The following is a 21,419-nucleotide window of genomic DNA, read 5'->3' on the forward strand; positions in this document are numbered from 1 at the left end:
CCCCGGACAGCACGACGCCCCGCACCCTGCGTGAGGGTACGGGGCGCCGCGCCAGAGCTCAGGCCTCGAGGCGGGCCTTCAGACCGTCGAGCTCGGTCCAGAGCACGGCCGGCAGCTTGTCGCCGAACGTCTCGAACCACTCGTTGATCTGCGGGATCTCGGTCTTCCACTCATCGGCGTCGACGGCGAGGGCCTTCGCAAGCTGCTCCTCGGTGACGTCGAGCCCGTCGGTGTCGAGGGCGCCGGGCGCCGGCACGAGACCGATCGGGGTCTCGACGGCGTCGACGTTGCCCTCGATGCGATCGACGACGTACTTGAGGACGCGGCTGTTCTCGCCGAAGCCCGGCCACAGGAACGAGCCGTCGTCGTCACGACGGAACCAGTTGACGTAGAAGATCTTGGGGAACTTCGACTCGTCGTTGTTCTTGGCCATCGAGATCCAGTGGCTGAAGTAGTCACCGGCGTCGTAGCCGATGAACGGCAGCATCGCCATCGGGTCGCGACGGACGACGCCGACCGCACCGGTCGCCGCGGCCGTGGTCTCCGAGGAGAGCGTGGCGCCCATGAACGTGCCGTGGGTCCAGTCGCGGGCCTCGGTCACCAACGGGATGGTCGTCTTGCGGCGACCGCCGAAGAGGATCGCGTCGATCGGGACGCCGTTGGGGTCGTCGTACTCCGGCGCGAGGATCGGGCACTGACGGATGGGGGTGCAGAAGCGGCTGTTGGGGTGCGACGAGAGCTCGTCGGACTCCGGGGTCCAGTCGCGGCCCTTCCAGTCGGTGAGGTGCGCGGGCGCCTCCTTGGTCATGCCCTCCCACCACACGTCGCCGTCGTCGGTCAGCGCGACGTTCGTGAACACCGAGTTGCCCTTGGCGATGGTGCGCATCGCGTTGGCGTTGGTGTCCCAGCCGGTGCCCGGCGCGACGCCGAACAGGCCGAACTCCGGGTTGACGGCGTACAGGCGGCCGTCGGCGCCGACGCGCATCCAGGCGATGTCGTCGCCGAGGGTCTCGACCTTCCAGCCCTCGATGGTCGGCTCGACCATCGCGAGGTTGGTCTTGCCGCAGGCGCTGGGGAACGCCGCGGCGACGTACTTGACGACGCCCTCGGGCGAGGTGAGCTTGAGGATCAGCATGTGCTCGGCCATCCAGCCCTCGTCGCGGCCCATCGCGGAGGCGATGCGCAGCGAGTAGCACTTCTTGCCGAGGAGGGCGTTGCCGCCGTAGCCCGAGCCGTACGACCAGATCATGCGCTCCTCGGGGAACTGCACGATGTACTTGGTGTCGCTGCACGGCCACGGCACGTCGTCCTGGCCCGGCTCGAGCGGCGCGCCGACGGAGTGCAGCGCGGGGACGAAGGACGCGTGGGTGCTCTCGATGCGGTCGAGGACCTCACGGCCGACACGCGCCATCACCGACATGGACGCGACGACGTAGGCGGAGTCGGTGATCTCGACGCCGAACATCGGGTGAGCGGAGTCGATGTGGCCCATCACGAACGGGATCACGTACATCGTGCGACCACGCATCGAGCCGTCGTACAGCTCGATCATGATGCGCTTCATCTCCGTCGGAGCCATCCAGTTGTTGGTGGGTCCGGCGTCGGCCTTGTCGACGCTGCAGATGTAGGTACGGTCCTCGACGCGCGCGACGTCGGTCGGATCGGAGGCGCACCAGAAGGAGTTGGGCTTCTTGCTCTCGTCGAGCCGCACGAACGTGCCGGCGGCGACCAGCTCGTCGGTGAGGCGGGTCCACTCCTCGGGAGTCCCCTCGATCCAGGTGATCGAGTCGGGCTTGGTGAGTGCGGCGACCTCGTCGACCCAGGTCTGGAGCTCGGCGTGGCTCGACCTGTAGGTGCTTGTCGGGGCGTCGGTGGTGATGTCTGCGGCCATGATGATCTGTGTCCTTCTCGCATCGCGATTCAAGCGTGTTGATTCGCACTGGCCAGGCCAATCCCGTGACCGGTCAGCTGATGTGGATAGGTGGGCGAGGCTCACGCTGCGGGACCGGTGCGCGGTCCCGAAGGACGAGAGCCGTGTCGCCAATGTATGCCCCGTTCGCGCCCCCGCCTCACACGGGCCTCGAGATAGTGAACATTCTCACAAGGGCCTCTGGCCTGCGGTTTTAAGTTGATCCGGCCCACAAATCGAGTTCAAAAGGGTCGAACCAGGACAGTCGTCCAACTAGTTGGCTTTCACAATCTCCGGACAGGGGCGCAACCTCCCACGACCCCCTCCGCCCGCGGGTCACTCTCTTCGGTCCGCGGGTCACTTTCTTCGGCTCGCGGGTCACTCTCTTCGGTCCGCGGGTCACCCTCAGGACCAAAGGTGACCCGCGAACGCCAGGGAGTGACCCGCGAGCGCCAGGGAGTGACCCGCGAGCGCCAGGGAGTGACCCGCGAGCGGAAAGGCGGAGGGCCCGCACCCCCTTGCGGGAGTGCGGGCCCTCTGTCGTACGCCGTGGTGTCAGCGCTTCTTCGGCGGCTTGCCGTACTGCATCACCGGGACCATGAGCTGGCCGGTGACGATCGTCGCGGTCGCGCGCCGGTGCATCTTGTCGACCGCACGTCGTCCGACGCCCATGCTGAGGAGTGCGGTGACCTCGTTGCCGCGCTCCGCCCGCGTCATCGCCTTGAGGAGTCCGGGCAGCGACGACGCATCGCTGGCCGTCGAGTACTCGTCCTCGGCGTACTCCTCGTAGTACTCGTCATCCTCGTAGCCGCGGCTGGTGCCTCCCGAGACGTTGAGGATCCCGATCGGCCGCTTGAACTTCCTGCGCGGGACGGCGACCTTGAGGTTCACGATCTTCTTGGCGGGGCCGATCGAGCCCCGCTCGCGCGCGAGCGTGACACGCAGACGCAGGAAGCCGCCGCGACGAGCCATCAGCCCCTCGTCGGTCACCTTCGTCCACTGCCCGAACTGCTTCGCGTCGACACGCGAGATCCGGTACGCCTTGTAGCCCTCGCTGATCGTCGTCGTCTGCGCGGCGTCGACGATCGTGACGTCCTCGTAGTCGTTGGAGAGGATCGAGTCGATGTCACCCGCGAACTGGTTGGCAGCACCGGCGGTGATGTCGTACTTGTCGGCATAGACGTCGCTGCGCGTGTAGGTGAGGATCTGGCCGTTGGCGCGGCGCACCTTGATGGACCGGTACGCGCGGGCCTCGCCACCGAAGGTCCCGTCGGTCACGGTCCATCCGTCGTAGCTCGACTGCGTCGCTCCGACCGTCGACAGCCAGTCCTGCGACATGACCGTGGTCGCGGAGTAGCGGCTGCGGTTCTCAAAGCGGTTGGTGGTCCGCACGGTCGGGCCGGTCGGCGCCTTGCCGAGGGTGCCCACGATCGCGGTCAGACGGTCCTGCGTGAACGTTCCGATCGGCGCGCCGAGGTTGGCGATCTTGAACGACCCCTCGATCTGGTCGCGCTCGACGTAGACGGCGTCGGCGCCGTGCAGAGACATCCGCGTCTTGCCGAGCCAGTCCATCGGGTGCCCGAACGCGTAGACCGTCGAGCCGCAGACGGCCGTGGTCGTGCCGACGCCGGCGAGCGGGAAGGACCCGTACGCGTAGGAGGCGGCGATGTTGGAGCCGGCCGAGACCGGGATCGCCTTCGTCCCGGTCCGGCTGCTCGCACCGCCGTTGCGGAAGGTGACGTTCTTGAGCTTCGCCTTCTTCGCGATCGCCGCCGCCTTCGACGACGGGACGCCGGCGGGGATGGTGATCGGTGTCGGGAGGCGGCGCAGCGAGCCGGCAGCCTTGGAGGCACCGGTGGCACGCATCGAGTCCGCGACCTTGGAGGTGATCCGGACCGAGGCGGCGGCCGAGGAGTACGACCCCGAGCGGTAGAGGTCGGCAGCCGGCGTGACACCGGCGTACTCGCTCGGTGACCACGACTGGCCGTACGCCACCGCGCCGACCAGACGCCCGTCGGGGGCGTAGAGCGGGGTGCCCGACATGCCGGCCCAGATGCCGCGGTCGACGTTGCCGGCGGAGTCGGTGATCCGCGAGCCGCGCATCTTGAACACCAGCATGTCGACGCCCGGTGCGATGCCGTCCTCGATGGTCCCGACGAACTCACCGGCGACCGTGTCGGCCTCGGTGCCGGCCGACACCGTCAGGCCCTCGACGGCTGTGCCGGGCGTTGTCGTGGTCGCCCGGACGAGCTCGGCCGGCGGGAACGCCGCCGGACAGGCGGACCCGACAGCGGCGGTCGGGGCGACGGGCTCGGCCATCGCCGGGCCGGTCGCGGCCAGCGCGGTCGCGGTGACGGCCGTCGCGGCCGCCGCGACGATCGTGAGCGTACGCCTGCGGGCGCGCGCGTGTGCGGTCATGTTTACCTCGGTTTCACGGGGGAGGACGGCAGATCGACCCGAGAGAGGGCTGTGCCGCCGGACTGAAACCTAGTGCCCCGCGGGGGTCACCGGGGCGAGAATGTTCGGGCGGGGGAACCCGATTTCGGTCTCCGCGAGCGACCCGCTAGAGTAGGGGTCGCTTCGCCGGTGTGCGAGGCGGGCGCTCGTAGCTCAACGGATAGAGCATCTGACTACGGATCAGAAGGTTAGGGGTTCGAATCCCTTCGAGCGCGCAGGAGTGAGAGGCCCGGCACCGTCCTAGGTGCCGGGCCTCTTGCGTTGTCCCCGCGACACGCCGTGCGGCCACCCAGCAGTCACGCCGTGGAGGGCAGGTCCCAGCGGTTGCCCATCGGGTCGACGAACACCGCGACCCGCCCGTACGGCTCGTCGCGCGGCGGGACGTGACCTCGACGCCGGCGGCGCTCAGTCGCGTGCACAGGGTGTCGACGAAGAACGCCACGGCCTGGTCGTCGTCGGGGACCAGGAGCGTGGCGAGGTCGAGATGCATCCCGGCACCGTACGGCGCTACGAGCGCGGGAGTCGTGCCGCGCGTCGGTTGAGGTAGCGCTGCTCTGGGAGGCTCGCGGTGAGGGCCGCGGCCCGCTCGTAGGCGGCGCGGGCCCCGGCGAGCTCACCGGCGCTTTCGAGCAGATGAGCTCGGACGGCGTGGGTCCGGTGGTGCCGCTGCATCGCCGGATCGGTCAGCAGGTCGTCGACGAGTGCCAGGCCCTCCGCCGGGCCGACCGCCATGCCGACGGCGACCGCACGGTTGAGCGTGACCGCGGGACTGGGGGCGACGGCGTCGAGCATCGCGTAGAGCACGCTGATCTGTGCCCAGTCGGTCTCCTCCCACGTCGGTGACTCCGCGTGCACGGCGGCGATCGCCGCCTGGAGCTGGAAGCGCCCGACGTGGCCGCGCGGAAGGACCTCCTCGAGGAGCCCTACGCCCTCCGCGATCTGCGTCGCGTCCCACGTGCGACGGTCCTGCTCGGCCAGCGGGACGAGGTCGCCGGTGGGAGTGGTGCGCGCCGGTGCCCGCGCGTGGGTGAGGAGCATCAGCGCGAGCGCACCGCTGACCTCGTCGTGCTCGGGGACGGCGCGGTGGAGCTGTCGGGTGAGGCGGATCGCCTCGCCGGCGAGGTCGGCGTCCAGGAGGTGCTCGCCCGAGCTTCGCACGTAGCCCTCGTTGAACATCAGGTGGCAGACGTCCAGCGCAGCGGCGAGGCGTGAGGCTGCCTCCGCGGGTGGCGGCAACTCGAACCGCGCCCCTGCGGCACGGAGCGTCGCGCGCGCACGGCTCAGGCGTTGAGCCATCGTCCTCTCGGGCACCAGGTAGGCGGCCGCGATCTGGCTCGCGGACAGGCCGGCGACCGAGCGAAGCGTCAAGGCGACCTGGGAGGCGCGGCTGAGGGCGGGATGGCAGCAGACCACGAGCAGACGGAGAGTGTCGTCGGCATCCGTACGGCGGGCGTCACCGTCGGCGTTGGCCGGCATGTCCATACGGTCGGTGTGCGTCGCCTCGCGCTCTTCCCGCGCCCGGCCCGAGCGGACCGTGTCGACCAGGCGGCGCGAGGCCACCCGGATCAGCCAGGCCCGAGGATTCTGCGGGAGTCCGTCGCGCTCCCACTGCACGGAGGCCGCGAGGGCCGCCTCCTGTGCGGCATCCTCGCAGTCCGCCAGGTCGCCGTGCCGTCGCAGCAGCGCCGCCAGGACGTGCGCGGACTCGCGCCGCCACACGTCCTCGAGCACCCGTGCGTCCAGCACGTCTCAGCCTCCGCCTCCGCGCCTCACGGTGAGGACGGCGTCACTGGTCGTCGCCGCCCGGCCACATCATGGGGCGCAGCTCGACGGTCTCGCCCGGCCCGGCGAACACCGCGCCGATCTCCTCCGCACGCTCGAGGCTCTCGACGTCGATGACGAAGAAGCCCGCCAGGTGCTCCTTCGACTCCGAGTAAGGCCCGTCCGTCGCGAGCGGCCGCCCGTCCTCCCAGCGATAGAGGCGTGCGGTGGTCGGGTCGCCCAGAGCCTCGCCCATCACCAGCTCGCCGCGTTCCTGCATCTCGGTCAGCGTGCGCTCGAAGTCGCCGGTCAGGCGCTCGCGCTCCTCGGCGGGCAGCGCCTGGAACTCCGGGAGGTAGTCACCTGTGGGGTGACCCCACGGCTGCGGGTTGGAGTGGATCATGATCACGTACTTCATGCGAGCTCCTCGATCGTCGGGACGACGGCATCACGCGCCGTCTGAGGGGAACGTCGGAGCCGAGGGCGCGATGTCGACATGCTGCCTCGCTCAGCCTCCGACGACGACGGGTGCGCTTGCCGCGGCGGGGCGGGCGACGATGCGGCGACCGGCCAGCAAGAGGTGCTCGAGATCCGGCGTCGACAGCTCGTACGTCACGGTCGTCCCCTCCCGCGCGGACTGCACCAGGCCTGCTCGGCGGAGCACCGCGAGCTGCTGCGAGAGGTTCGACGGCTCGATCCCGAGCTCGGTGAGCAGCGATCGGACAGGGGTGGGCCCGTCCTGGAGGATCTCCAGGACACGAATCCGAACGGGGTGCCCGAGAGTGCGGAAGAGCTCTGCCTCCGACTGGTGCTGCGGCACGTGGCGCGTCATCAAGACCTCTGTTCGGGCTCCGACCGTATGGTGCACGGGGCAACAAACTAGGGATCGTTGCAGACTTCTTCAAGTCGTGGAACCCTTCTTCGCACCCCGTACAACGAAAGGACCCACCTGATGGCAGATCCCGAGAAGGCGATGGACGAGGCCGGCCTCACGAACCCGCGTGTCCGCGAGTACGTGCGCCACTGGGCCGAGGTCACGGGGGCCGATCGGATCGAGGTCGTCAGTGCGGACGACGACGCACGCCTCATCGACGAGGCGCTCGCGGCCGGTGACCTCCTGCCTGCGGGCGAGGGGCGCTACTACTCGCGCAGCTATCACAAGGACACGGCGCGCTCGGAGGAGCGCACGATCGTCGCCACCAACAACCCGTCCGACGCCGGGGTCTACAACAACTGGCGCCCGGCGTCGGAGATGAAGCCGCTGCTCGAGAGCAAGATGCGCGGCGCCCTCATCGGCAAGACGATGTACGTCATCCCGTACCTGATGGCACCTCCGGGCAACGCTCTCGCGCCGTGGGCCGCAGGCGTCGAGCTCACCGACACGCGCACGGTCGTGCTGCACATGATCCGCATGGCTCGCGTCGGCGCGGACTTCGTCAACGACCTCGATGATCCCGACGGCTTCGTGCGCGCGGTCCACGTCACCGGTGAGCTGGAGTCGCTGGGGCACGGGACGCCCGACGACCAGCGCTACTTCGTCACCGTCGCCGACGAGCGGACCATCCTGCACTTCGGTTCGTCGTACGGCGGCAACGCGCTGCTCGGGAAGATCGCCCACGGGCTGCGCCAGGGCGCGTACGACGGCTGGGACTCCCGCACGTACCTCGCCGAGCAGTACATGCTCATCGGGATCCACGACAAGGAGACGGACGAGACCTACCACATCTGCGGCGGGTTCCCGAGCGCCTCGGGCAAGACCAACCTCGCGATGATGCTGCCGCCGGACGCCCTCGGCGACCGCTATCACGTGTCGTTCTACGGCGACGACATCGCGTGGCTGTGGGTGGACGAGAAGTCGGGCCGCCTGTACGGCATGAACCCGGAGTACGGCGTCTTCGGCGTCGCGAAGGACACGAACGAGACGACCAACCCGACGGCGCTGCAGTCCATCGCGGAGGGCACGGGCGCGATCTTCACCAACGTCGCCTACAACCCCCAGACGCAGGAGGTCTGGTGGGAGGGCCGTACGCCCCAGCCGCCGGCCGACGTCACCGGCTGGCTGGACTGGAAGGGCGACCCGATCGCCGACCGGACGCCCGACCAGGCCGGAGAGCCGTGGGCGCACCCCAACAGCCGGTTCACCACGACGCTCGACAACGTCCCCAACATCGCGCCGGACTACAACGCCGCGTCAGGCGTGCCGATCGACGCGATCATCTTCGGTGGGCGTACGCGCGACCGCGAGCCGCTGATCCGCGCGATCAGCGATCTCGCCGAGGGCGTGTACGACGGGCTGACCCTGGGCGCGGAGGCGACCTTCGCCGCCGAGGGCGTCGACGGGCAGCTGCGCTACGACCCGATGTCCAACCGGCCGTTCATGGCCTACGGCGAGGGCGACTACGCGCGGCACTACCTCGACGTGGTCGGGGCCGCGAAGGAGCTCCCGATCTTCGCGCACGTCAACTGGTTCCAGCGTGACCCGGAGGACGGCCACTTCCTGTGGCCGGGATACCGCGAGAACCTGCGCCCGCTGCTGTGGCTGATCCAGCTCAAGAAGGGTGAGGTCACCGGGCGTCGGACCCCGGTCGGCATCATCCCCACCGAGGACGAGCTGATGCTCGACGGCGTCGACATCGCCAAGGATGACCTCGAGACGATCCTGTCGATCGACGTGGAGCGCTGGCGGCAGGAGATGGGCTTCCGCGAGGAGCACCTCGCGCAGTTCGATCGGGTGCCAGACGAGATCTGGGAGGCGCACCGCCGCGTCAAGGCCGCGCTCGACGCCGAGGCCTGACAGTCCGCTGACGACGATGAGGCGTTTCGACCAGATGGTGGTCGAAACGCCTCATCGCTGTGTCTAGCGCCGGACCTTCGTCGTCGGCAGCGACGGAGCGAGCATCGGGTGGAGCGCCGGGTCGTCGACGGACACCACCGCGACGACGCGCTTGCCGGCGTCCCCGGGCCGCGGGGTGAAGGTGTAGCCCGTCGCGCCGACGACCGGACGACCCCCGACGAGCCAGGTGTAGCGGAAGTCCGTCACCTCACGCGACCACCGTCCGTTGCTGACGGTGAGCGTCGAGCCCACCTTCGCCTCGCCGGTGATCTTCGGCAGCCGGGTCGGGACCACGGCGCGCTTGCCGGGATCGCGCAGCGTCACGTCGTCGGCCTTCACGAACACCTGCTTGTGCGCGTACCAGAGCTGGTAGTAGCGCAGCTCGCCCTTCACGTCCGTACGGTCGTCGGGGATCGAGCCGTCGAAGGACTGCGCGTAGTAGTAGTCGGTCTCCACGTCGTCGTCGCTCACGGCGTACGTCTGTCCGGCGCCGAGCGTGTACTCCAGCGGCGCGATCGCCTGCACCGGGATCTCGTACGGCGCGTACGCCTCCGGCTCGGGATAGGCGCGACCGAAGATCGGTGCCGCGGTCGTCGATGTCGTCGTCACCGTCTTGGCGGTCGTCCGGAGCACGACGGGCCTCGTCGCCGGGTTGTGGACCCACACCAACGAGCCCGCCCACCAGACGCCGAGCCACTCGTCGCGCACCTCGGCCACGACCAGCTTGTGCCCCGACTGGATGCGTGCGCTGATGTCGCTGGCGTACGTCGTCCCCGCGGTGCCGTTGGGCTTCCAGCCCGGGTCGTTCGCCAGCGGGGCCTCGAGCGAGGGCGACTGGTAGGCGAGGACGAAGTTCGTGCCCTGGCCAGGGATGCAGTCGCCGGACCCCGGAGAGGCCTGCTGGCAGCCGGTGATCGTGTTGACGTTGTCGGCGTAGCCGCCACGGACCTCGACGACGTCGCCGGCCTTCACCGACGAGGTGTTCTTGGCCGACTGGCCGATCGGCGCCTGGACGAGGTCGAAGTAGTGCTCCCAGTCCCAGTACGGCCCCGGGTCCCAGTGCACGTTCCTCGTGGCGCCGGAGGTGACGCCCGGGACCTGGTCGTGCCCGATGATGTGGGCTCGGTCGAGCGGGATGTCGTGCTCGTGCGCGAGGTGGCGCACCAGCTTCGCCGACTGCTCGTACATCGCCTCGGTGAACCAGCCCGCCGACCCCGCCCAGCCCTCGTGCTCGATGCCGATGGAGTGGGCGTTGACGTACCAGTTGCCCGCGTGCCAGCCCACGTCCTTCGGGTCGAGGTGGTTGGCGATGTGGCCGTCCGACGACCGGATCGTGTAGTTCCAGGCGAGGTAGCCCGGGTCTGTCACGAGTCCGATGGTTGGGTCGTACGCGGTCTCGGTGTCATGGATGACGATGTACTTGAGCTTCGGCCCGCCAGGCCCGGTGCGGTCGGCCTTGTCGTGGTTGCCGTAGTTGCCGGTGCTGTCGGGGTCGGCGGGGACCAGCTTCTCGTAGCCGGCCGGGATCCACTCGCACCCGAGGTCGGGCGGACAGTCGGTCTCGGGATCGCTCGCGGACGGCGGGGCGACCTCGACCGTCGGGTCGCCACCGAGGGTCACCGTCTCGCCGCCGGAGGTCGTACGAGCGCGTCCTTCACGGAGCGTGCTCAGGACCTGACGCTCGAACGTGTCGGCGGACCCGAAGCGGGCGATCGCCGCGGTCCACCTCTGCGGTGGCGTGGACGCGTCGAGGTCGGGCGCGTACGACGCGGTCAGTGCCGCGGCCGCGCAGACGTTGGCGCGGTCGTCGCTGCGGACCGTCGAGGCGGGGATCCCGGTGAGCTCGGCGGCGCGCTCGAGCTGGCTGGCCGTACGTCGTGGGGAGCGGTCGGTCGAGCCCTTGCCCGCCCCGTCGGGGACGGCCGTCGTCGTCGACTTGAGGTTGAACATGCCGTACCCGCCGTCGTTGCTGACCCGGCCGTCGTGGCCCTCCCAGCGAGACTGCATGTAGGAGACGGCTCTGAGGAGATCCGACGGGACGTCGGCGGCCTCGGCCGCGGCGTCGAACGCCGCGTCGAGGGTGGGAGCCGCGAGGACTGACTGGCAGTCGACGGCCGGGGGGTCGGTGACGGGTGACGCGGAGACGAGCGAGGCGGGCATCGTCGCCAGCACCAGTGCTGACGCGCCGGCGACGACGCCGACCCGGAGGAGTGAGGATCGCACGCGAGGGCTCCCTTCGACACCTGATCGGATTCAGGTGATCCCTGCATGCAAGCGCACCCCACGCTGGTTGCACCACGAGACGTATCAACACCTGGGACGAATATTTGTTACGTAAACCACGGCTCGACGCCGACCTGCCCCTTGCTCGTTGTGATTCGCCGTCGAGATGCGCTCCGCATCATGAAGACGCCAGTCGGTCGAGCTCGTCGGCGGTAAGTCGGAGAGCGCCGGCTGCGACGTTCTCGTCGACGTGGGCGGGGTCGCCGGTCCCCGGGATCGCCAGGACGTGCGGGCCCTGCTGGAGGGTCCAGGCGATCCGGACCTGTGCCGGAGTGGTGCCGTGCGCCGCCGCGATGTCGAGGACCTCGGCGTCCTCACGAGCTGCGGACCGACCTCGCTCGGCGCCCTGCCCGGCGACGGCGAAGAACGGGACGAAGGCGATGCCGCGTGCGCGGCAGGCCTCGAGGACGTCCCGGGCGTCGCCGCTCGACCCGATCCCGTACCGGTTCTGCACACAGACCACCGGAGTGACCGACAACGCCTCGTCGAGGTGCCCACGATCGACGCCGGAGACGCCGATGTGGCGGATCAGACCGGCGTCGCGCAGGTCTGACAACGCCCCGACGTGCTCGCTGATCGACGTCACGGAGGGCATCTTCCGGAAGTACACGAGATCGAGGTGGTCACGGCCGAGCTGGCGGAGGTTCTCCTCGACCTGGCCGCGCAGCTGGTCGGGGCGGGCCGGTGGCAGCCACGCCCCCGAGGCGTCCCTGCCGGGCCCGACCTTGGTGGCGATGACGAGGTCGTCCCCGTACGGCGCGAGTGCGGAGCAGATCAGCTCGTTGGCCGAGCGGAGCGAGGAGAAGTAGAACGCGGCCGTGTCGATGTGGTCGACGCCGAGCTCGACCGCGCGCCGCAGCACCCGGAGCGACCTCGTGCGGTCGCTCGGCTCGCCGAGGTCGAACGCGGCGCTCCCGGTCAGCCGCATCGCGCCGAGCCCGATCCGGTTGACGGTGAGGTCACCCAGCTGCCACCTTCCGGCGCTGTCGGCAGTGATCGTCGTGGAGGTCATCGGGGGAGTCTGGCACTCGGTCGCGCACGACGAAACTGCGTTGAACGCCTCCCGGTCGTCTGGTTGTCTCACCGGGTGACGATTCCTGAGCTCGGCTGGCCGAGGAGAACCGAGCGGCTCGAGCTGCGGCTGCCCACCGACGAGGCCGTCGACGAGGTGCTCCGATGGCGCAACCACCCCGACGTGACGCGGTGGCTGCTGCGGACGACCGTCGATCCGGACTCCTTCCGCAAGGCCTGGATGGCCAGTGTCGACGATCCGCTCGACCACGGAGTCTTCGTCCACCTCGGCGACGTCGTGGTCGGGCTCGCATCGTTGGGGGTGCAGGACGGGCTGGGGCAACGCGAGGACGGGGAGCCGTGGCGAGCGGCAGAAGGCACGCTCGGCTACTCGTTCGACCCCGCGTACGCAGGGCGCGGGTTCGCGACCGAGGTGGCCGGGGCGCTGCTGGAGCTGGGCTTCACCGAGCTCGGGCTGCACCGGATCACGGCCGGCTGCTTCGCCGCCAACACCGCCTCTTCCCGGGTGATGGAGAAGCTGGGCATGCGGCGCGAGCAGTACGGCGTCCGCGACTCGTGGCACGCCGAGCTCGGCTGGATCGACGGTTGCCAGTACGGGATCCTCGCCGAGGAGTGGACCCGCGGCTGATCGTGGGGTGGCACGGCTCAGGCGGGTGAGCGCTCCAAGAGTCGCGCCAAGCGGGCGAGCCCGTCCGGCGCGCCCTCGATGATCGTGGTGGCGAGGTGGCTCTGGGCGACCGGGACGGCTTCGCGGACGTACTTCGCCTCACCCTTGGACAGCTCGGCGCCCCGCAGGTCGCGTGCGGTGAGCATCGACGCGAGCAGCGCGAGGTCGTCGAGGTGGCGCCCGCGGTGGGGGTCGACGGTGATCGAGTAGGCGGCCGACTTGATGACGAGCGCGCCGAGGAGCGTCGGGCGCTGAATCGTGCCGGTGGTGTCCCCGACGGTCACCTTGACCGGCTCCGAGCGGCGCAGCGCATAGATGGCGCCCGGAGTGGCGAGAGCGGGGAACCCGCTGGCTCCGACCCCGCGCCCAGGCTGACCGGTGAAGGCGGGGATCAGGACGTCGATGGTCGCCGCGCCGCGGACCCAGCGGTGCTGCTTGCCGCTGGCGGTGAGTCCGCGCGGCTCGAACTCCGCCTCGGACAGCGCGGAGGTGACGGTCATGAGGATCTGCGGGTGGCCACGAACGTCCAGGACGGCGTCGACGTCGGGCGTCGAGCGGTACGGATCGACGCCGCGCTCGGCGCAGTGCAGGTGGACCATCTGCCCGCCGACGAGCGTCCAGCCCTCGGGGACGGTCTCGGCGAGGTGGAAAAGGCCGAACCAGGACGCCTCCTGCTCGGCGCTCATGACGGGGAGCGCGATGCTCACGCCGTACCTCCTGACCTCTGCACGACCTCGGCGGGACCGGCGCTCGGTCGCGCCGACGCTCTCGCGGGATCCTAGGTGCTCGGCCAGGTCCGTTGCCAGCACCGGCCCCACCGCCGTGTCGCGGAGCCTTTCGATCAGGATCGAAATCCCTTGCCGGTCGCTCGTCGTGGAGTCCAGGGTGGTCCGGGGCGGCGGTGTGGAGCAACGGCCACATCGCCGTCCTTCGTTCTGCGCGCCACGCCTACGCGACCCCTCTTGACGTATTCCCATATAGGCATATGATCGTCCCTATGGCACGAGCAGCGACGACGTCGGACGTCTTCAACGCGATCGCCGAGCCGCAGCGCCGGGAGATCCTGGTGCTGCTGCGCGCAGGCGAGCGGCCCGTGACGGAGGTGGCCGAGGAGCTGGGCATGACCCAGCCGGGAGCCTCCAAGCATCTGCGTGTGCTCCGCGAGGTCGGCCTGGTGCAGGACCGCAAGGTGGGCAAGCAGCGGCTGTACGGCCTTGACGCCGGCGGGCTGCGACCGGTCCACGAGTGGACCGGCGGGTTCGAGCAGTTCTGGAACGAGAGCTTCGACCGGCTGGACGCGTACGTGCAGGACCTCAAGCAGGCACGACAGGAGGAGTAACCATGGCAGCCACAGGACCAGGAGCGCCGGTGCAGTCCGCGACGGCCGACCGGGAGATCGTGATCTCCCGCGTCATCGACGCCCCGCCGGAGCTGGTGTTCGAGGCGTTCACCGAGGTGCGGCACCTGTCGCGGTGGTGGGGGCCGGACGGGTTCACCACGACGACGACGTCGCTGGAGTTCCGCGCCGGCGGGGAGTGGGACTTCGTGATGCACGGACCCGACGGGACGGACTACCCCGAGTGGATCACCTGGACGGAGATCACCCGGCCGGAGCGGATCGCGATGCTTCACGGCGAGTCCCGCGGCGACCCGAACGCCTTCGAGTCGGTCCTCACGTTCGAGCGCGACGGGACGGCGACCCGCATCGAGATGCGCACGGTGTTCCCCACCAAGGAGCTGCGTGACGAGGCGGCCGAGAAATACCACGCGATCGAGGGTGGTCAGCAGACGCTGGGCAACCTGGCCGCGTACGTCGCCGAGATGGCCGAGCAGGGGGCGGACGACTGATGGCCGGCACGGTGTTCTTCAGCGTGTCGATGTCGTTGGACGGGTTCATCGCGCCCGAGTCCACCGACGAGCTGATGGGTCGACAGTGGATGGAGCTGCAACGGTGGGTCTTCCCGCAGCGGTTCTTCCGCGAGAACCTCAAGCTCGGCGGGGGCGGCGAGGAGGGGCGCGACAACGACATCGTCCGAGCGACCTTCGAGCGCACGGGCGCGAGTGTCATGGGCAAGCGCATGTTCGACGCCGGCGAGGAGGCGTGGCCGGAGGAGGCGCCGTTCCACACGCCGGTCTTCGTCGTGACGCACGAGAAGCGTGACCCGTGGGAGCGGCCCGGCGGTACGACCTTTCACTTCGTCAACGACGGCATCGAGTCCGCCCTCGACCAGGCCCGCCAGGCCGCCGGCGAGCGTGACGTCCGCATCTCGGGCGGCGGCGCGACGATCCTCGAACACCTGAACGCGGGCCTGGTCGACGAGTTCTCGATCGCGCTGTCGCCCGTGCTCTTCGGCAAGGGAGTCCGCCTCTTCGAGGGCGTGGACGCCGAACGCGTCGCCCTGGAGCAGGTCCGCGCCGAGTCCTCCCCGCGGGTGACGCACCTGACCTACGCCGTTCGTCAGCGTGAGCGCTGACCTCAGGTCGACCCGGCCCGGACGAGCTCGGACGCACGGGCGCTCTCGCGAGACCCGAGGTGCTCGGCCAGGTCCGCCGCCAGCACCGGCCACCCCCTCGTGTCGGGAACCACGTCGGTGACGTGGAGGACCACGTTGCCCTCCTGGCGTGGAGCGGGCACGAGGAAGTAGTCATCGACGAGGCCGTCCAGGTCCGTCGTCGCCGCGTACGCCTCGAGCGTGGGGCTCACGATGAAGCTCCCCTCGGCACTGACTCCTGAGAGGTGCACGCGCTCGTCGTCGCGCAGGTCGTCGAGATCGCCGGGGGCAACTCGGAACTCCTGGCGATCGGCTCGCCGCGCCATCCAGGCCCGCAGCAGCGCGGCGGGGTCGTCGGACGCCCGCAGGCGCTCGGCGTACGTGTGCAGGCGGGCGCGCTCGGTCGACGCGACCGTGGGCGACCCTCCCGCCAGGAGATCGAGCAGCGCCCACGCCATCCGAGGCGAGAGCGGCCGCGAAGGTCGAGCGGCCGCCAGCGGCAGACGGCCGGGGTCGATCGCCCACTGGTTGCCGATGCGGACGGCGGGCAGCGTGCCGTCCTCGATGCGCTGGTGCACGCGTCGAGGGGTGATGGCGAGGCGCTCTGCTGCCTCGCGTACGCCGATCTGGGCCACAACACAAGTCTACGCGATCGCGAAGGGAAGTGTTCGACCGTGCCCGCTCACCCTGCGAGAAAGCTGAGCCGTACCTGGCGGACAGGGTTGTCGACGTTGGTGTCCACCAGGACGACGCTCTGCCAGGTCCCGAGAGCGATCGCCCCGGCGAGGACCGGCACGGTGACCGAGGGCCCGATGAACGCCGGCAGGACGTGGTCGCGTCCGTGGCCGGGGGCGCCGTGCCGGTGCTGCCACCGGTCGTCGCGAGGCAGGAGGTCGTCGAGGGAGTTCAGCAGGTCGTCGTCGGACCCGGCGCCCGTCTCGATGACTGTGATGCCCGCGGTGGCATGGGGGACGTACACGTTGAGCAGTCCGTCGCCCTCGTCGGCGACGAACCGCTCGCAGTCGCGGGTGAGGTCGTGGACGACCGGGCGGTTGCCGGTCCGGATCTCGATCGTGTCGCTTCGCATGCCTCGATCGTGCCCCGGGACCGTCCGCGGGTGCTACCTCACCCGGCGGGCTTGGTCGCCGCGCCGTCCAACCAGAGCGTGTCGGAGGGGTCGCTGTGCGAACCCTCCGTCCCGACGTGCTTGGAGCTGATCTGGGGGCCGTTGCGGATGACGTGCCACAGCGCCATCGCATGACCGCGCCCCACGCCGTACTCCTCGTCGAGCCACGCGGCGACCTGCCCCGCCTTCGCACCCGGCTCCGCGAAGCCGCGTCCGCGCGCCTCCTCGACCAGCTCGCGGGGAGTCTTGCCGGTCTTCTTCTCGATCGCGTCGAGGTAGGCCTGGAAGGACATGGTCGTTCTCCTTGTGGGGAAGGTCAGCGCGTGCTCATCCGGTCAGACCGGTCGTGCTCGGAGAAGTCATCGCACCGTCACGCGATCGCCTCCCGCACGCGGCGGGTCATCGCGGCGAACTCCGGCGATGCTCGCAGCTCGGCGGGGTCGACGTCTGCCGACGCCCTGGCGAACGGCGCCGTCTCGTCCAGCACGATCCGCCCCGGTCGCGGGCTCATCACCAGGACCCGCGAGCCGAGCAACACCGCCTCGTCGACGCTGTGGGTGATGAACAGGACGGTCTTGCCGGTCGCGCGCCACAGGGTCAGGAGCTCGCCCTGCAACCGCTCACGAGTCAGCGCGTCCAGGGCACCGAACGGCTCGTCCATGAGGACGATGTCGGGATCGTTCGCGAGGACGCGGGCGATCTGGACGCGCTGCTGCATCCCGCCCGACAGCTCGTACGGCCGTCGCTCGGCGACGTCGGTGAGCCCGACCATCGCGAGGTACGTGTCAGCGCGCGCCCGCCGCTCGCCCTTCGCGACCCCTCGCAGTCGGGGCCCCAGCGCGACGTTGCCGCGGACGTCGAGCCACGGATAGAGCGTCGGCTGCTGGAACACGACGCCCCGCTCGGCCCCAGGACCCCGCACCTCGCGCTCGCCGACCGCGATGCGACCCGACGACGGCGCCATGAATCCGGCGACCAGACGCAGCAGCGTGGTCTTCCCGCACCCCGACGGCCCGGCGAGCGTGACCAGCTCGCCGGGCTCGATCGTGAGATCGATCCGGTCCAGCGCCGGCACCTCCGTGGCGCGGGAGGCGAAGACGTGCTCGACCTCGGTGACGCGGATCGCGCCGGCGTGCGTCCGGACCGACTGGACGGTCACTTCGCCGAGCTCGCCTTCGCCGCCGCCTCCGCCGCGCTCGCGTCCACGCCATCGGCGTACGCGGACTCCGGGCCGACGGCCGCGATGCCGTCCTGGCTGTGCAGGAACTGCGCGGTCGCGAAGAGGTCGGCGCCGAGCTTGCCAGCGAGGTAGTCCGGCGTGGCCTGCTCCGCGGCGGACAGGTAGACGAACCCGTCGAACTGCGCCTTGGCCTCGTCGGTCGTCACCCCGACCTCGACCGCCACGCTCTCGGCCGCCTTGTCCGGGTCGTCGGCGATCTGTGCGACCGCGTAGTCCTGAGCCTTGGCCCACAGGGCGAGGAAGTCGGCGTTCTCGGCGATGAAGTCGTCGGCCGCGACACCCACGTCGTACGTCGGCTTGCCCGCCTTCGCGGTGTCCTCGCTGGTGAGGATGACCGTGCCCTTGTCCTTCTTGAGCTCGCTCAGGGTCGGGTCCCACACCCAGGAGGCGTCGACGTCACCGCGCGACCAGGCCGGCGCGATCTGCTCGGGGTCGGCGTTCACGAGCGTGTAGTCGGTCGCCTTCTGCCCCGCGTCGCTGATCGCCTGGAGCAGCGAGAAGTGCGCGGTCGAGCCGAACGGCGTCGCGATCGTCTTGCCCTTCAGGCCGGTGATGTCGGTCGCGGCGCCGTCACGGACCACGAGCGACTCGGCCGCACCGATGACGTCGTGGATCCAGACGACCGACACCGGCAGGTTCAGCGGCGCCGACAGGGCCTTGGTGGCCGGGGACGACCCCATGAGGCCGAGGTCGAGGCTCTTGCCGCCGAAGGCCTGGACGACGTCGCCGCCGGAGGCGAAGCTGTTCCAGGTGATCGTGGCGTTGGGCGCGCAGCTCTCGAGGATCTTCTGGTCCTTCACGACGACATCGCCGTTCGGGATCTTCTGGTAGCCGATCCGTACGGTCGAGGTGATCGACTCGTCGGCGTCCCACGGGCAACCCGAGCCTCCCCCCGCCGCGGCCTTCTCGTCACCCCCGACGCAGCCGGAGGTCAGGAGCGCGAGCGCGGACAGGGCGGCGGCCGCAGCAGCCTTGGAGCGGACGTTCTTGATCGGTTCGGGCTTCATGTCAGGCCTTTCCTCGCCAGGGGACGAGCGTTCGTTCGATGAGACGGATGACGGCGTCGAGCGCGATGGCGGTGAGACCGATGACGAGGATGCAGGCCACCGACAGCGCGATCTTGTTCTGCGTGCCCGAGAGATAGGCGAGCCCGCCGATGCCGGGCAGGCCGTTGACCAGCTCCGCGGCCACGACGGTGGTCCACGCGAACCCGACGGCGACGCGCAGACCGCTGAGGATGTCGGGCAGCGTCGCGGGCAGGACGACGGAGGTGACGGCCTGACGCCGGGAGGCGCCGAGCGAGAGGACGGCGTTGACCTGGTCCTCGCGCACGCCGCGGACCCCGTTGATCGTCGCCAGGGCGATCGGCGGGAACGCAGCGAGGAACAGCAACCAGATCTTCGACGTGTCGTAGATGCCGAACCACGCGACGAGGAAGCCCATATAGGCCAGCGGCGGGATCGACCGCAGGAAGTCGAGATACGGACCGGCGACCCGCCGTACGGACGGGACGGTGCCCATCACCAGGCCGAGCGGCACGCCGACCACCACCGCGAGGGCCAGACCGATACCGATGCGGCGCAGGCTGACGACGAGGTGCTCCCAGAGGAAGTAGTTCTCCTCCCCGCGGACCACGCGGTCGATGCCGCCGCCGATCGGGTGGTAGGTGTTGGCCCGGATGAACGCATCCCACACCTCGAGAGGGCTCGGAGCGAGGTACGCCGGCTGGACCCAGCCGGAGGCCGCCACCAGCGACCAGGTGAGCAGCACGGCGGCAGCGGTCGCCAGCGGCGGGAGCCAGCCGAGGCGGCGCGGTCGTCGGAGCATGATCGGGACCGTACGGCGCCCCGCCGCCGCCTCGGCCCGATTCTCGCCGGGTGGCTCGAACCGGTCTCGTTTCACCCGGGGTGAGCGATACCCGTGCCCGGAGAGCGTCTACGAGGGAGGGTTGGCTCGGTCTGCCGCCGTCACCGAGGAGTCGCATGAAGATCCACTGGTTCCTGCCCACGACCGGCGACAGCCGAAGCCTCGTCGGGGGCGGGCACAGCGTCCCCACCGAGCTCGCCCGGGCCGGCGGCGCCGCCCACACGGCCGGTCGATACCGGGAGCCGGACCTCGACTACCTCGTCGACGTCGCGCGGACTGCGGAGCGCCTTGGCTTCGAGTCGGTGCTGACCCCGACCGGCACCCCGTGCGAGGACGCCTGGGTGATCGCCTCCGCGCTGCTGTCGCAGACCACCCGGCTGAAGTTCCTCATCGCCGCGCGGCCAGGGCTGGTCAGCCCGACCCTGCTGGCGCAGATGGCCTCGACGTTCCAGCGCGTCTCCGGCGACCGCCTGGCGATCAACGTCGTGGTCGGCGGCGATCCCTCGGAGCAGCGGCGCTTCGGTGACCACGTGACCAAGGACGACCGCTATGCCCGCGCCGAGGAGTTCCTCGAGATCTTCCGCGGCGCGTTCACCGGCGACGGGTACGACCGGCAGGGCGCGTACTACGACGTGACCGACGCCCGGACCCGCAAGCCGGCGACCGTCCCGCCGATCTACCTCGGGGGCTCCTCCGCGGCGGCCGGTCCTGTGACGGCGCGGCAGGTCGACGTCTATCTGACGTGGGGTGAGCCGCCGGCGCAGGTCGCCGACAAGATCGCGTGGATCCGCAAGCTCGCGGAGGAGGAGGGGCGCGACGTCCGGTTCGGTATCCGTCTGCACACCATCTCCCGCGACCGCACCGAGGACGCGTGGGAGGTCGCCGACCGGCTGCTCGCCGATCTCGACCCGGCAGACGTCGCGAAGGCGCAGGCGGTCCTGGCCGCGAGCGAGTCCGAAGGGCAGAAGCGGATGCGCGAGCTCCACGGCGGCTCTGCGCCGCGCGACGCCCGCAGCCTCGAGGTCTATCCCGGCCTGTGGTCCGGCGTCGGGCTCGTCCGGTCCGGCGCGGGCACGGCACTCGTCGGCAGCCACGAGGAGGTCGCCGACCTGATCGGGGAGTACGCCGCCCTGGGGATCGACGAGTTCGTGCTGTCGGGCTACCCGCACGTCGAGGAGGCGTACTGGTTCGCCGAGGGCGTGACGCCGATCCTGCTGCAGCGGGGACTGCTGGCGTGACGATGGCACCAGCGGACCATCTCGCGGCACCAGCCGTCGATGACGTCCAGAACGCCTTCCGCGCCGCGATGTCCCACGTCGCGGCCGCGGTGTCCGTCGTGACGGTGCTCGAGGACGGCGTCCCCCACGGCACGACCGTCAGCGCGTTCATGTCGTTGTCGATGGAGCCGCCGATGATGCTGGTCTCGCTCGACGCGCGTTCGTCGCTGCTGACCCGCGTACGGCTGGGATCGCGCGTGGGTGTCAACGTTCTCGCCGACGGTCAGAGCCCGGTCGCGACGCGCTTCGCGACCAAGGGCGGCGACCGGTTCGCCGAGCTCGCCTGGCAGGTCGAGGACGGCGCGCCGGCCCTGCGCGAACGCCACGCGTGGGTCGCCCTCGACGTGGACCGACTCGTCCCGGCGGGCGACCACGTGCTCGTCCTCGGGCACGTCCGCGCGGCCGAGACCGGCACGATGCACCCCCGCCCGCTCACCTACTGGCGCCGGGGCTTCGGCACCCACGCGTGATCGACG

The 21,419-nt window shown here is 70.2% G+C and carries 22 protein-coding genes and 1 tRNA gene; 8 read left to right on the forward strand and 15 right to left on the reverse strand.

Translation table 11 applies throughout. The annotated features are described in order from the left end of the window. Positions 1-58: 58 nt before the first annotated feature. Together KV102_RS07800 and KV102_RS07805 are read right to left on the reverse strand one after the other, a co-directional pair. The gene (locus KV102_RS07800) at positions 59-1,891 is read right to left on the reverse strand and encodes a phosphoenolpyruvate carboxykinase (GTP) (RefSeq protein ID WP_220345827.1); all 1,833 of its coding nucleotides are present in this window, start codon (positions 1,889-1,891) and stop codon (positions 59-61) included. A 573-nt stretch (positions 1,892-2,464) separates the two neighbouring features. Further along, positions 2,465-4,327 carry a hypothetical protein gene (locus tag KV102_RS07805; RefSeq protein ID WP_220345828.1) on the reverse strand — a complete coding sequence of 621 codons (1,863 nt, stop codon included), beginning with the start codon at positions 4,325-4,327 and terminating at the stop codon, positions 2,465-2,467. 181 nt (positions 4,328-4,508) lie between these two features. Here KV102_RS07805 and KV102_RS07810 point away from each other — a divergent pair. Next, positions 4,509-4,581: transfer RNA gene (locus KV102_RS07810), tRNA-Arg, on the forward strand. A gap of 81 nt (positions 4,582-4,662) precedes the next feature. On the opposite strand, the gene KV102_RS19060 is transcribed toward KV102_RS07810, so the two are convergent. The 4 genes from KV102_RS19060 to KV102_RS07825 form a co-directional block, all read right to left on the reverse strand. Beyond that, positions 4,663-4,785, reverse strand: a complete 123-nt coding sequence (locus KV102_RS19060; protein ID WP_255560582.1) for a hypothetical protein — start codon at positions 4,783-4,785, stop codon at positions 4,663-4,665. 88 nt (positions 4,786-4,873) lie between these two features. Continuing rightward, the gene (locus KV102_RS07815; protein ID WP_308290261.1) at positions 4,874-6,112 is read right to left on the reverse strand and encodes a sigma-70 family RNA polymerase sigma factor; all 1,239 of its coding nucleotides are present in this window, start codon (positions 6,110-6,112) and stop codon (positions 4,874-4,876) included. Between the two features lie 40 nt (positions 6,113-6,152). Beyond that, positions 6,153-6,545, reverse strand: coding sequence for a YciI family protein (locus tag KV102_RS07820; protein WP_220343062.1), 393 nt, complete (start codon positions 6,543-6,545; stop codon positions 6,153-6,155). A 90-nt stretch (positions 6,546-6,635) separates the two neighbouring features. After that, complete coding sequence (locus tag KV102_RS07825) at positions 6,636-6,959, reverse strand: helix-turn-helix transcriptional regulator (protein ID WP_220345829.1); 324 nt, start codon at positions 6,957-6,959, stop codon at positions 6,636-6,638. Positions 6,960-7,079: 120 nt separating this feature from the next. Here KV102_RS07825 and KV102_RS07830 point away from each other — a divergent pair, with 120 nt between their 5' ends. Next, positions 7,080-8,921, forward strand: a complete 1,842-nt coding sequence (locus KV102_RS07830; RefSeq protein ID WP_220345830.1) for a phosphoenolpyruvate carboxykinase (GTP) — start codon at positions 7,080-7,082, stop codon at positions 8,919-8,921. A gap of 63 nt (positions 8,922-8,984) precedes the next feature. On the opposite strand, the gene KV102_RS07835 is transcribed toward KV102_RS07830, so the two are convergent. Both KV102_RS07835 and KV102_RS07840 read right to left on the reverse strand, forming a co-directional pair. After that, on the reverse strand, positions 8,985-11,183 hold the full coding sequence (locus KV102_RS07835; RefSeq protein WP_220345831.1) for an N-acetylmuramoyl-L-alanine amidase: 2,199 nt from the start codon (positions 11,181-11,183) through the stop codon (positions 8,985-8,987). A gap of 178 nt (positions 11,184-11,361) precedes the next feature. Further along, entirely contained in the window at positions 11,362-12,255 is an 894-nt protein-coding gene (locus KV102_RS07840; RefSeq protein WP_220343066.1) for an aldo/keto reductase, read from the reverse strand. A gap of 75 nt (positions 12,256-12,330) precedes the next feature. On the opposite strand from KV102_RS07840, the gene KV102_RS07845 reads away from it, so the two are divergent. Continuing rightward, the gene (locus KV102_RS07845) at positions 12,331-12,903 is read left to right on the forward strand and encodes a GNAT family N-acetyltransferase (RefSeq protein ID WP_220345832.1); all 573 of its coding nucleotides are present in this window, start codon (positions 12,331-12,333) and stop codon (positions 12,901-12,903) included. A gap of 17 nt (positions 12,904-12,920) precedes the next feature. Here KV102_RS07845 and KV102_RS07850 read toward each other — a convergent pair whose 3' ends face one another. Continuing rightward, positions 12,921-13,649, reverse strand: a complete 729-nt coding sequence (locus tag KV102_RS07850; protein ID WP_220345833.1) for a hypothetical protein — start codon at positions 13,647-13,649, stop codon at positions 12,921-12,923. A gap of 290 nt (positions 13,650-13,939) precedes the next feature. On the opposite strand from KV102_RS07850, the gene KV102_RS07855 reads away from it, so the two are divergent. Genes KV102_RS07855 through KV102_RS07865 form a run of 3 tightly spaced genes read left to right on the forward strand, consistent with a single transcriptional unit; the run spans position 13,940 to position 15,416 of the window. After that, positions 13,940-14,281 (forward strand): metalloregulator ArsR/SmtB family transcription factor, encoded by a 342-nt coding sequence (locus KV102_RS07855; protein WP_220343069.1) that lies wholly within the window; start codon positions 13,940-13,942, stop codon positions 14,279-14,281. A 2-nt stretch (positions 14,282-14,283) separates the two neighbouring features. Beyond that, complete coding sequence (locus tag KV102_RS07860) at positions 14,284-14,790, forward strand: SRPBCC family protein (RefSeq protein ID WP_220345834.1); 507 nt, start codon at positions 14,284-14,286, stop codon at positions 14,788-14,790. Next, positions 14,790-15,416 carry a dihydrofolate reductase family protein gene (locus KV102_RS07865; protein ID WP_220345835.1) on the forward strand — a complete coding sequence of 209 codons (627 nt, stop codon included), beginning with the start codon at positions 14,790-14,792 and terminating at the stop codon, positions 15,414-15,416. The genes KV102_RS07860 and KV102_RS07865 overlap by 1 nt, the downstream gene beginning before the upstream one ends. Positions 15,417-15,418: 2 nt before the next feature. Here KV102_RS07865 and KV102_RS07870 read toward each other — a convergent pair whose 3' ends face one another. From KV102_RS07870 to KV102_RS07895, 6 genes are all read right to left on the reverse strand, one after another. Next, positions 15,419-16,069 (reverse strand): helix-turn-helix domain-containing protein, encoded by a 651-nt coding sequence (locus KV102_RS07870; RefSeq protein ID WP_220345836.1) that lies wholly within the window; start codon positions 16,067-16,069, stop codon positions 15,419-15,421. Positions 16,070-16,116: 47 nt separating this feature from the next. Next, on the reverse strand, positions 16,117-16,521 hold the full coding sequence (locus tag KV102_RS07875; RefSeq protein ID WP_220343073.1) for a secondary thiamine-phosphate synthase enzyme YjbQ: 405 nt from the start codon (positions 16,519-16,521) through the stop codon (positions 16,117-16,119). A gap of 38 nt (positions 16,522-16,559) precedes the next feature. Continuing rightward, positions 16,560-16,853: a DUF4287 domain-containing protein gene (locus tag KV102_RS07880; RefSeq protein WP_220343074.1), complete on the reverse strand. Its 294-nt coding sequence runs from the start codon at positions 16,851-16,853 to the stop codon at positions 16,560-16,562. A 77-nt stretch (positions 16,854-16,930) separates the two neighbouring features. Continuing rightward, on the reverse strand, positions 16,931-17,719 hold the full coding sequence (locus KV102_RS07885; protein ID WP_220345837.1) for an ABC transporter ATP-binding protein: 789 nt from the start codon (positions 17,717-17,719) through the stop codon (positions 16,931-16,933). Further along, on the reverse strand, positions 17,716-18,807 hold the full coding sequence (locus KV102_RS07890) for an ABC transporter substrate-binding protein (protein ID WP_220345838.1): 1,092 nt from the start codon (positions 18,805-18,807) through the stop codon (positions 17,716-17,718). The genes KV102_RS07885 and KV102_RS07890 overlap by 4 nt, the downstream gene beginning before the upstream one ends. Position 18,808: 1 nt before the next feature. Next, positions 18,809-19,627: an ABC transporter permease gene (locus tag KV102_RS07895; protein ID WP_220345839.1), complete on the reverse strand. Its 819-nt coding sequence runs from the start codon at positions 19,625-19,627 to the stop codon at positions 18,809-18,811. 155 nt (positions 19,628-19,782) lie between these two features. On the opposite strand from KV102_RS07895, the gene KV102_RS07900 reads away from it, so the two are divergent. Both KV102_RS07900 and KV102_RS07905 read left to right on the forward strand, forming a co-directional pair. Beyond that, complete coding sequence (locus KV102_RS07900) at positions 19,783-20,904, forward strand: LLM class flavin-dependent oxidoreductase (RefSeq protein ID WP_220345840.1); 1,122 nt, start codon at positions 19,783-19,785, stop codon at positions 20,902-20,904. A 2-nt stretch (positions 20,905-20,906) separates the two neighbouring features. After that, positions 20,907-21,413 carry a flavin reductase family protein gene (locus KV102_RS07905; RefSeq protein WP_255560807.1) on the forward strand — a complete coding sequence of 169 codons (507 nt, stop codon included), beginning with the start codon at positions 20,907-20,909 and terminating at the stop codon, positions 21,411-21,413. Positions 21,414-21,419 lie beyond the last annotated feature (6 nt).

It is taken from the genome of Mumia sp. zg.B53 (assembly GCF_019550935.1).
GTDB lineage: Bacteria > Actinomycetota > Actinomycetes > Propionibacteriales > Nocardioidaceae > Mumia.

Bases quoted from the DNA above. Each gene is read 5' to 3' on its own strand.
- KV102_RS07805 (WP_220345828.1), bottom strand. From the start codon at position 4,327: ATGACCGCACACGCGCGCGCCCGCAGGCGTACGCTCACGATCGTCGCG.
- KV102_RS07905 (WP_255560807.1), top strand. From the start codon at position 20,907: ATGGCACCAGCGGACCATCTCGCGGCACCAGCCGTCGATGACGTCCAG.
- KV102_RS07855 (WP_220343069.1), top strand. From the start codon at position 13,940: ATGGCACGAGCAGCGACGACGTCGGACGTCTTCAACGCGATCGCCGAG.
- KV102_RS07880 (WP_220343074.1), bottom strand. From the start codon at position 16,853: ATGTCCTTCCAGGCCTACCTCGACGCGATCGAGAAGAAGACCGGCAAG.
- KV102_RS07825 (WP_220345829.1), bottom strand. From the start codon at position 6,959: ATGACGCGCCACGTGCCGCAGCACCAGTCGGAGGCAGAGCTCTTCCGC.
- KV102_RS07830 (WP_220345830.1), top strand. From the start codon at position 7,080: ATGGCAGATCCCGAGAAGGCGATGGACGAGGCCGGCCTCACGAACCCG.
- KV102_RS07895 (WP_220345839.1), bottom strand. From the start codon at position 19,627: ATGCTCCGACGACCGCGCCGCCTCGGCTGGCTCCCGCCGCTGGCGACC.
- KV102_RS07840 (WP_220343066.1), bottom strand. From the start codon at position 12,255: ATGACCTCCACGACGATCACTGCCGACAGCGCCGGAAGGTGGCAGCTG.
- KV102_RS07800 (WP_220345827.1), bottom strand. From the start codon at position 1,891: ATGGCCGCAGACATCACCACCGACGCCCCGACAAGCACCTACAGGTCG.
- KV102_RS07890 (WP_220345838.1), bottom strand. From the start codon at position 18,807: ATGAAGCCCGAACCGATCAAGAACGTCCGCTCCAAGGCTGCTGCGGCC.
- KV102_RS07860 (WP_220345834.1), top strand. From the start codon at position 14,284: ATGGCAGCCACAGGACCAGGAGCGCCGGTGCAGTCCGCGACGGCCGAC.
- KV102_RS07820 (WP_220343062.1), bottom strand. From the start codon at position 6,545: ATGAAGTACGTGATCATGATCCACTCCAACCCGCAGCCGTGGGGTCAC.
- KV102_RS07900 (WP_220345840.1), top strand. From the start codon at position 19,783: ATGAAGATCCACTGGTTCCTGCCCACGACCGGCGACAGCCGAAGCCTC.
- KV102_RS07865 (WP_220345835.1), top strand. From the start codon at position 14,790: ATGGCCGGCACGGTGTTCTTCAGCGTGTCGATGTCGTTGGACGGGTTC.
- KV102_RS07875 (WP_220343073.1), bottom strand. From the start codon at position 16,521: ATGCGAAGCGACACGATCGAGATCCGGACCGGCAACCGCCCGGTCGTC.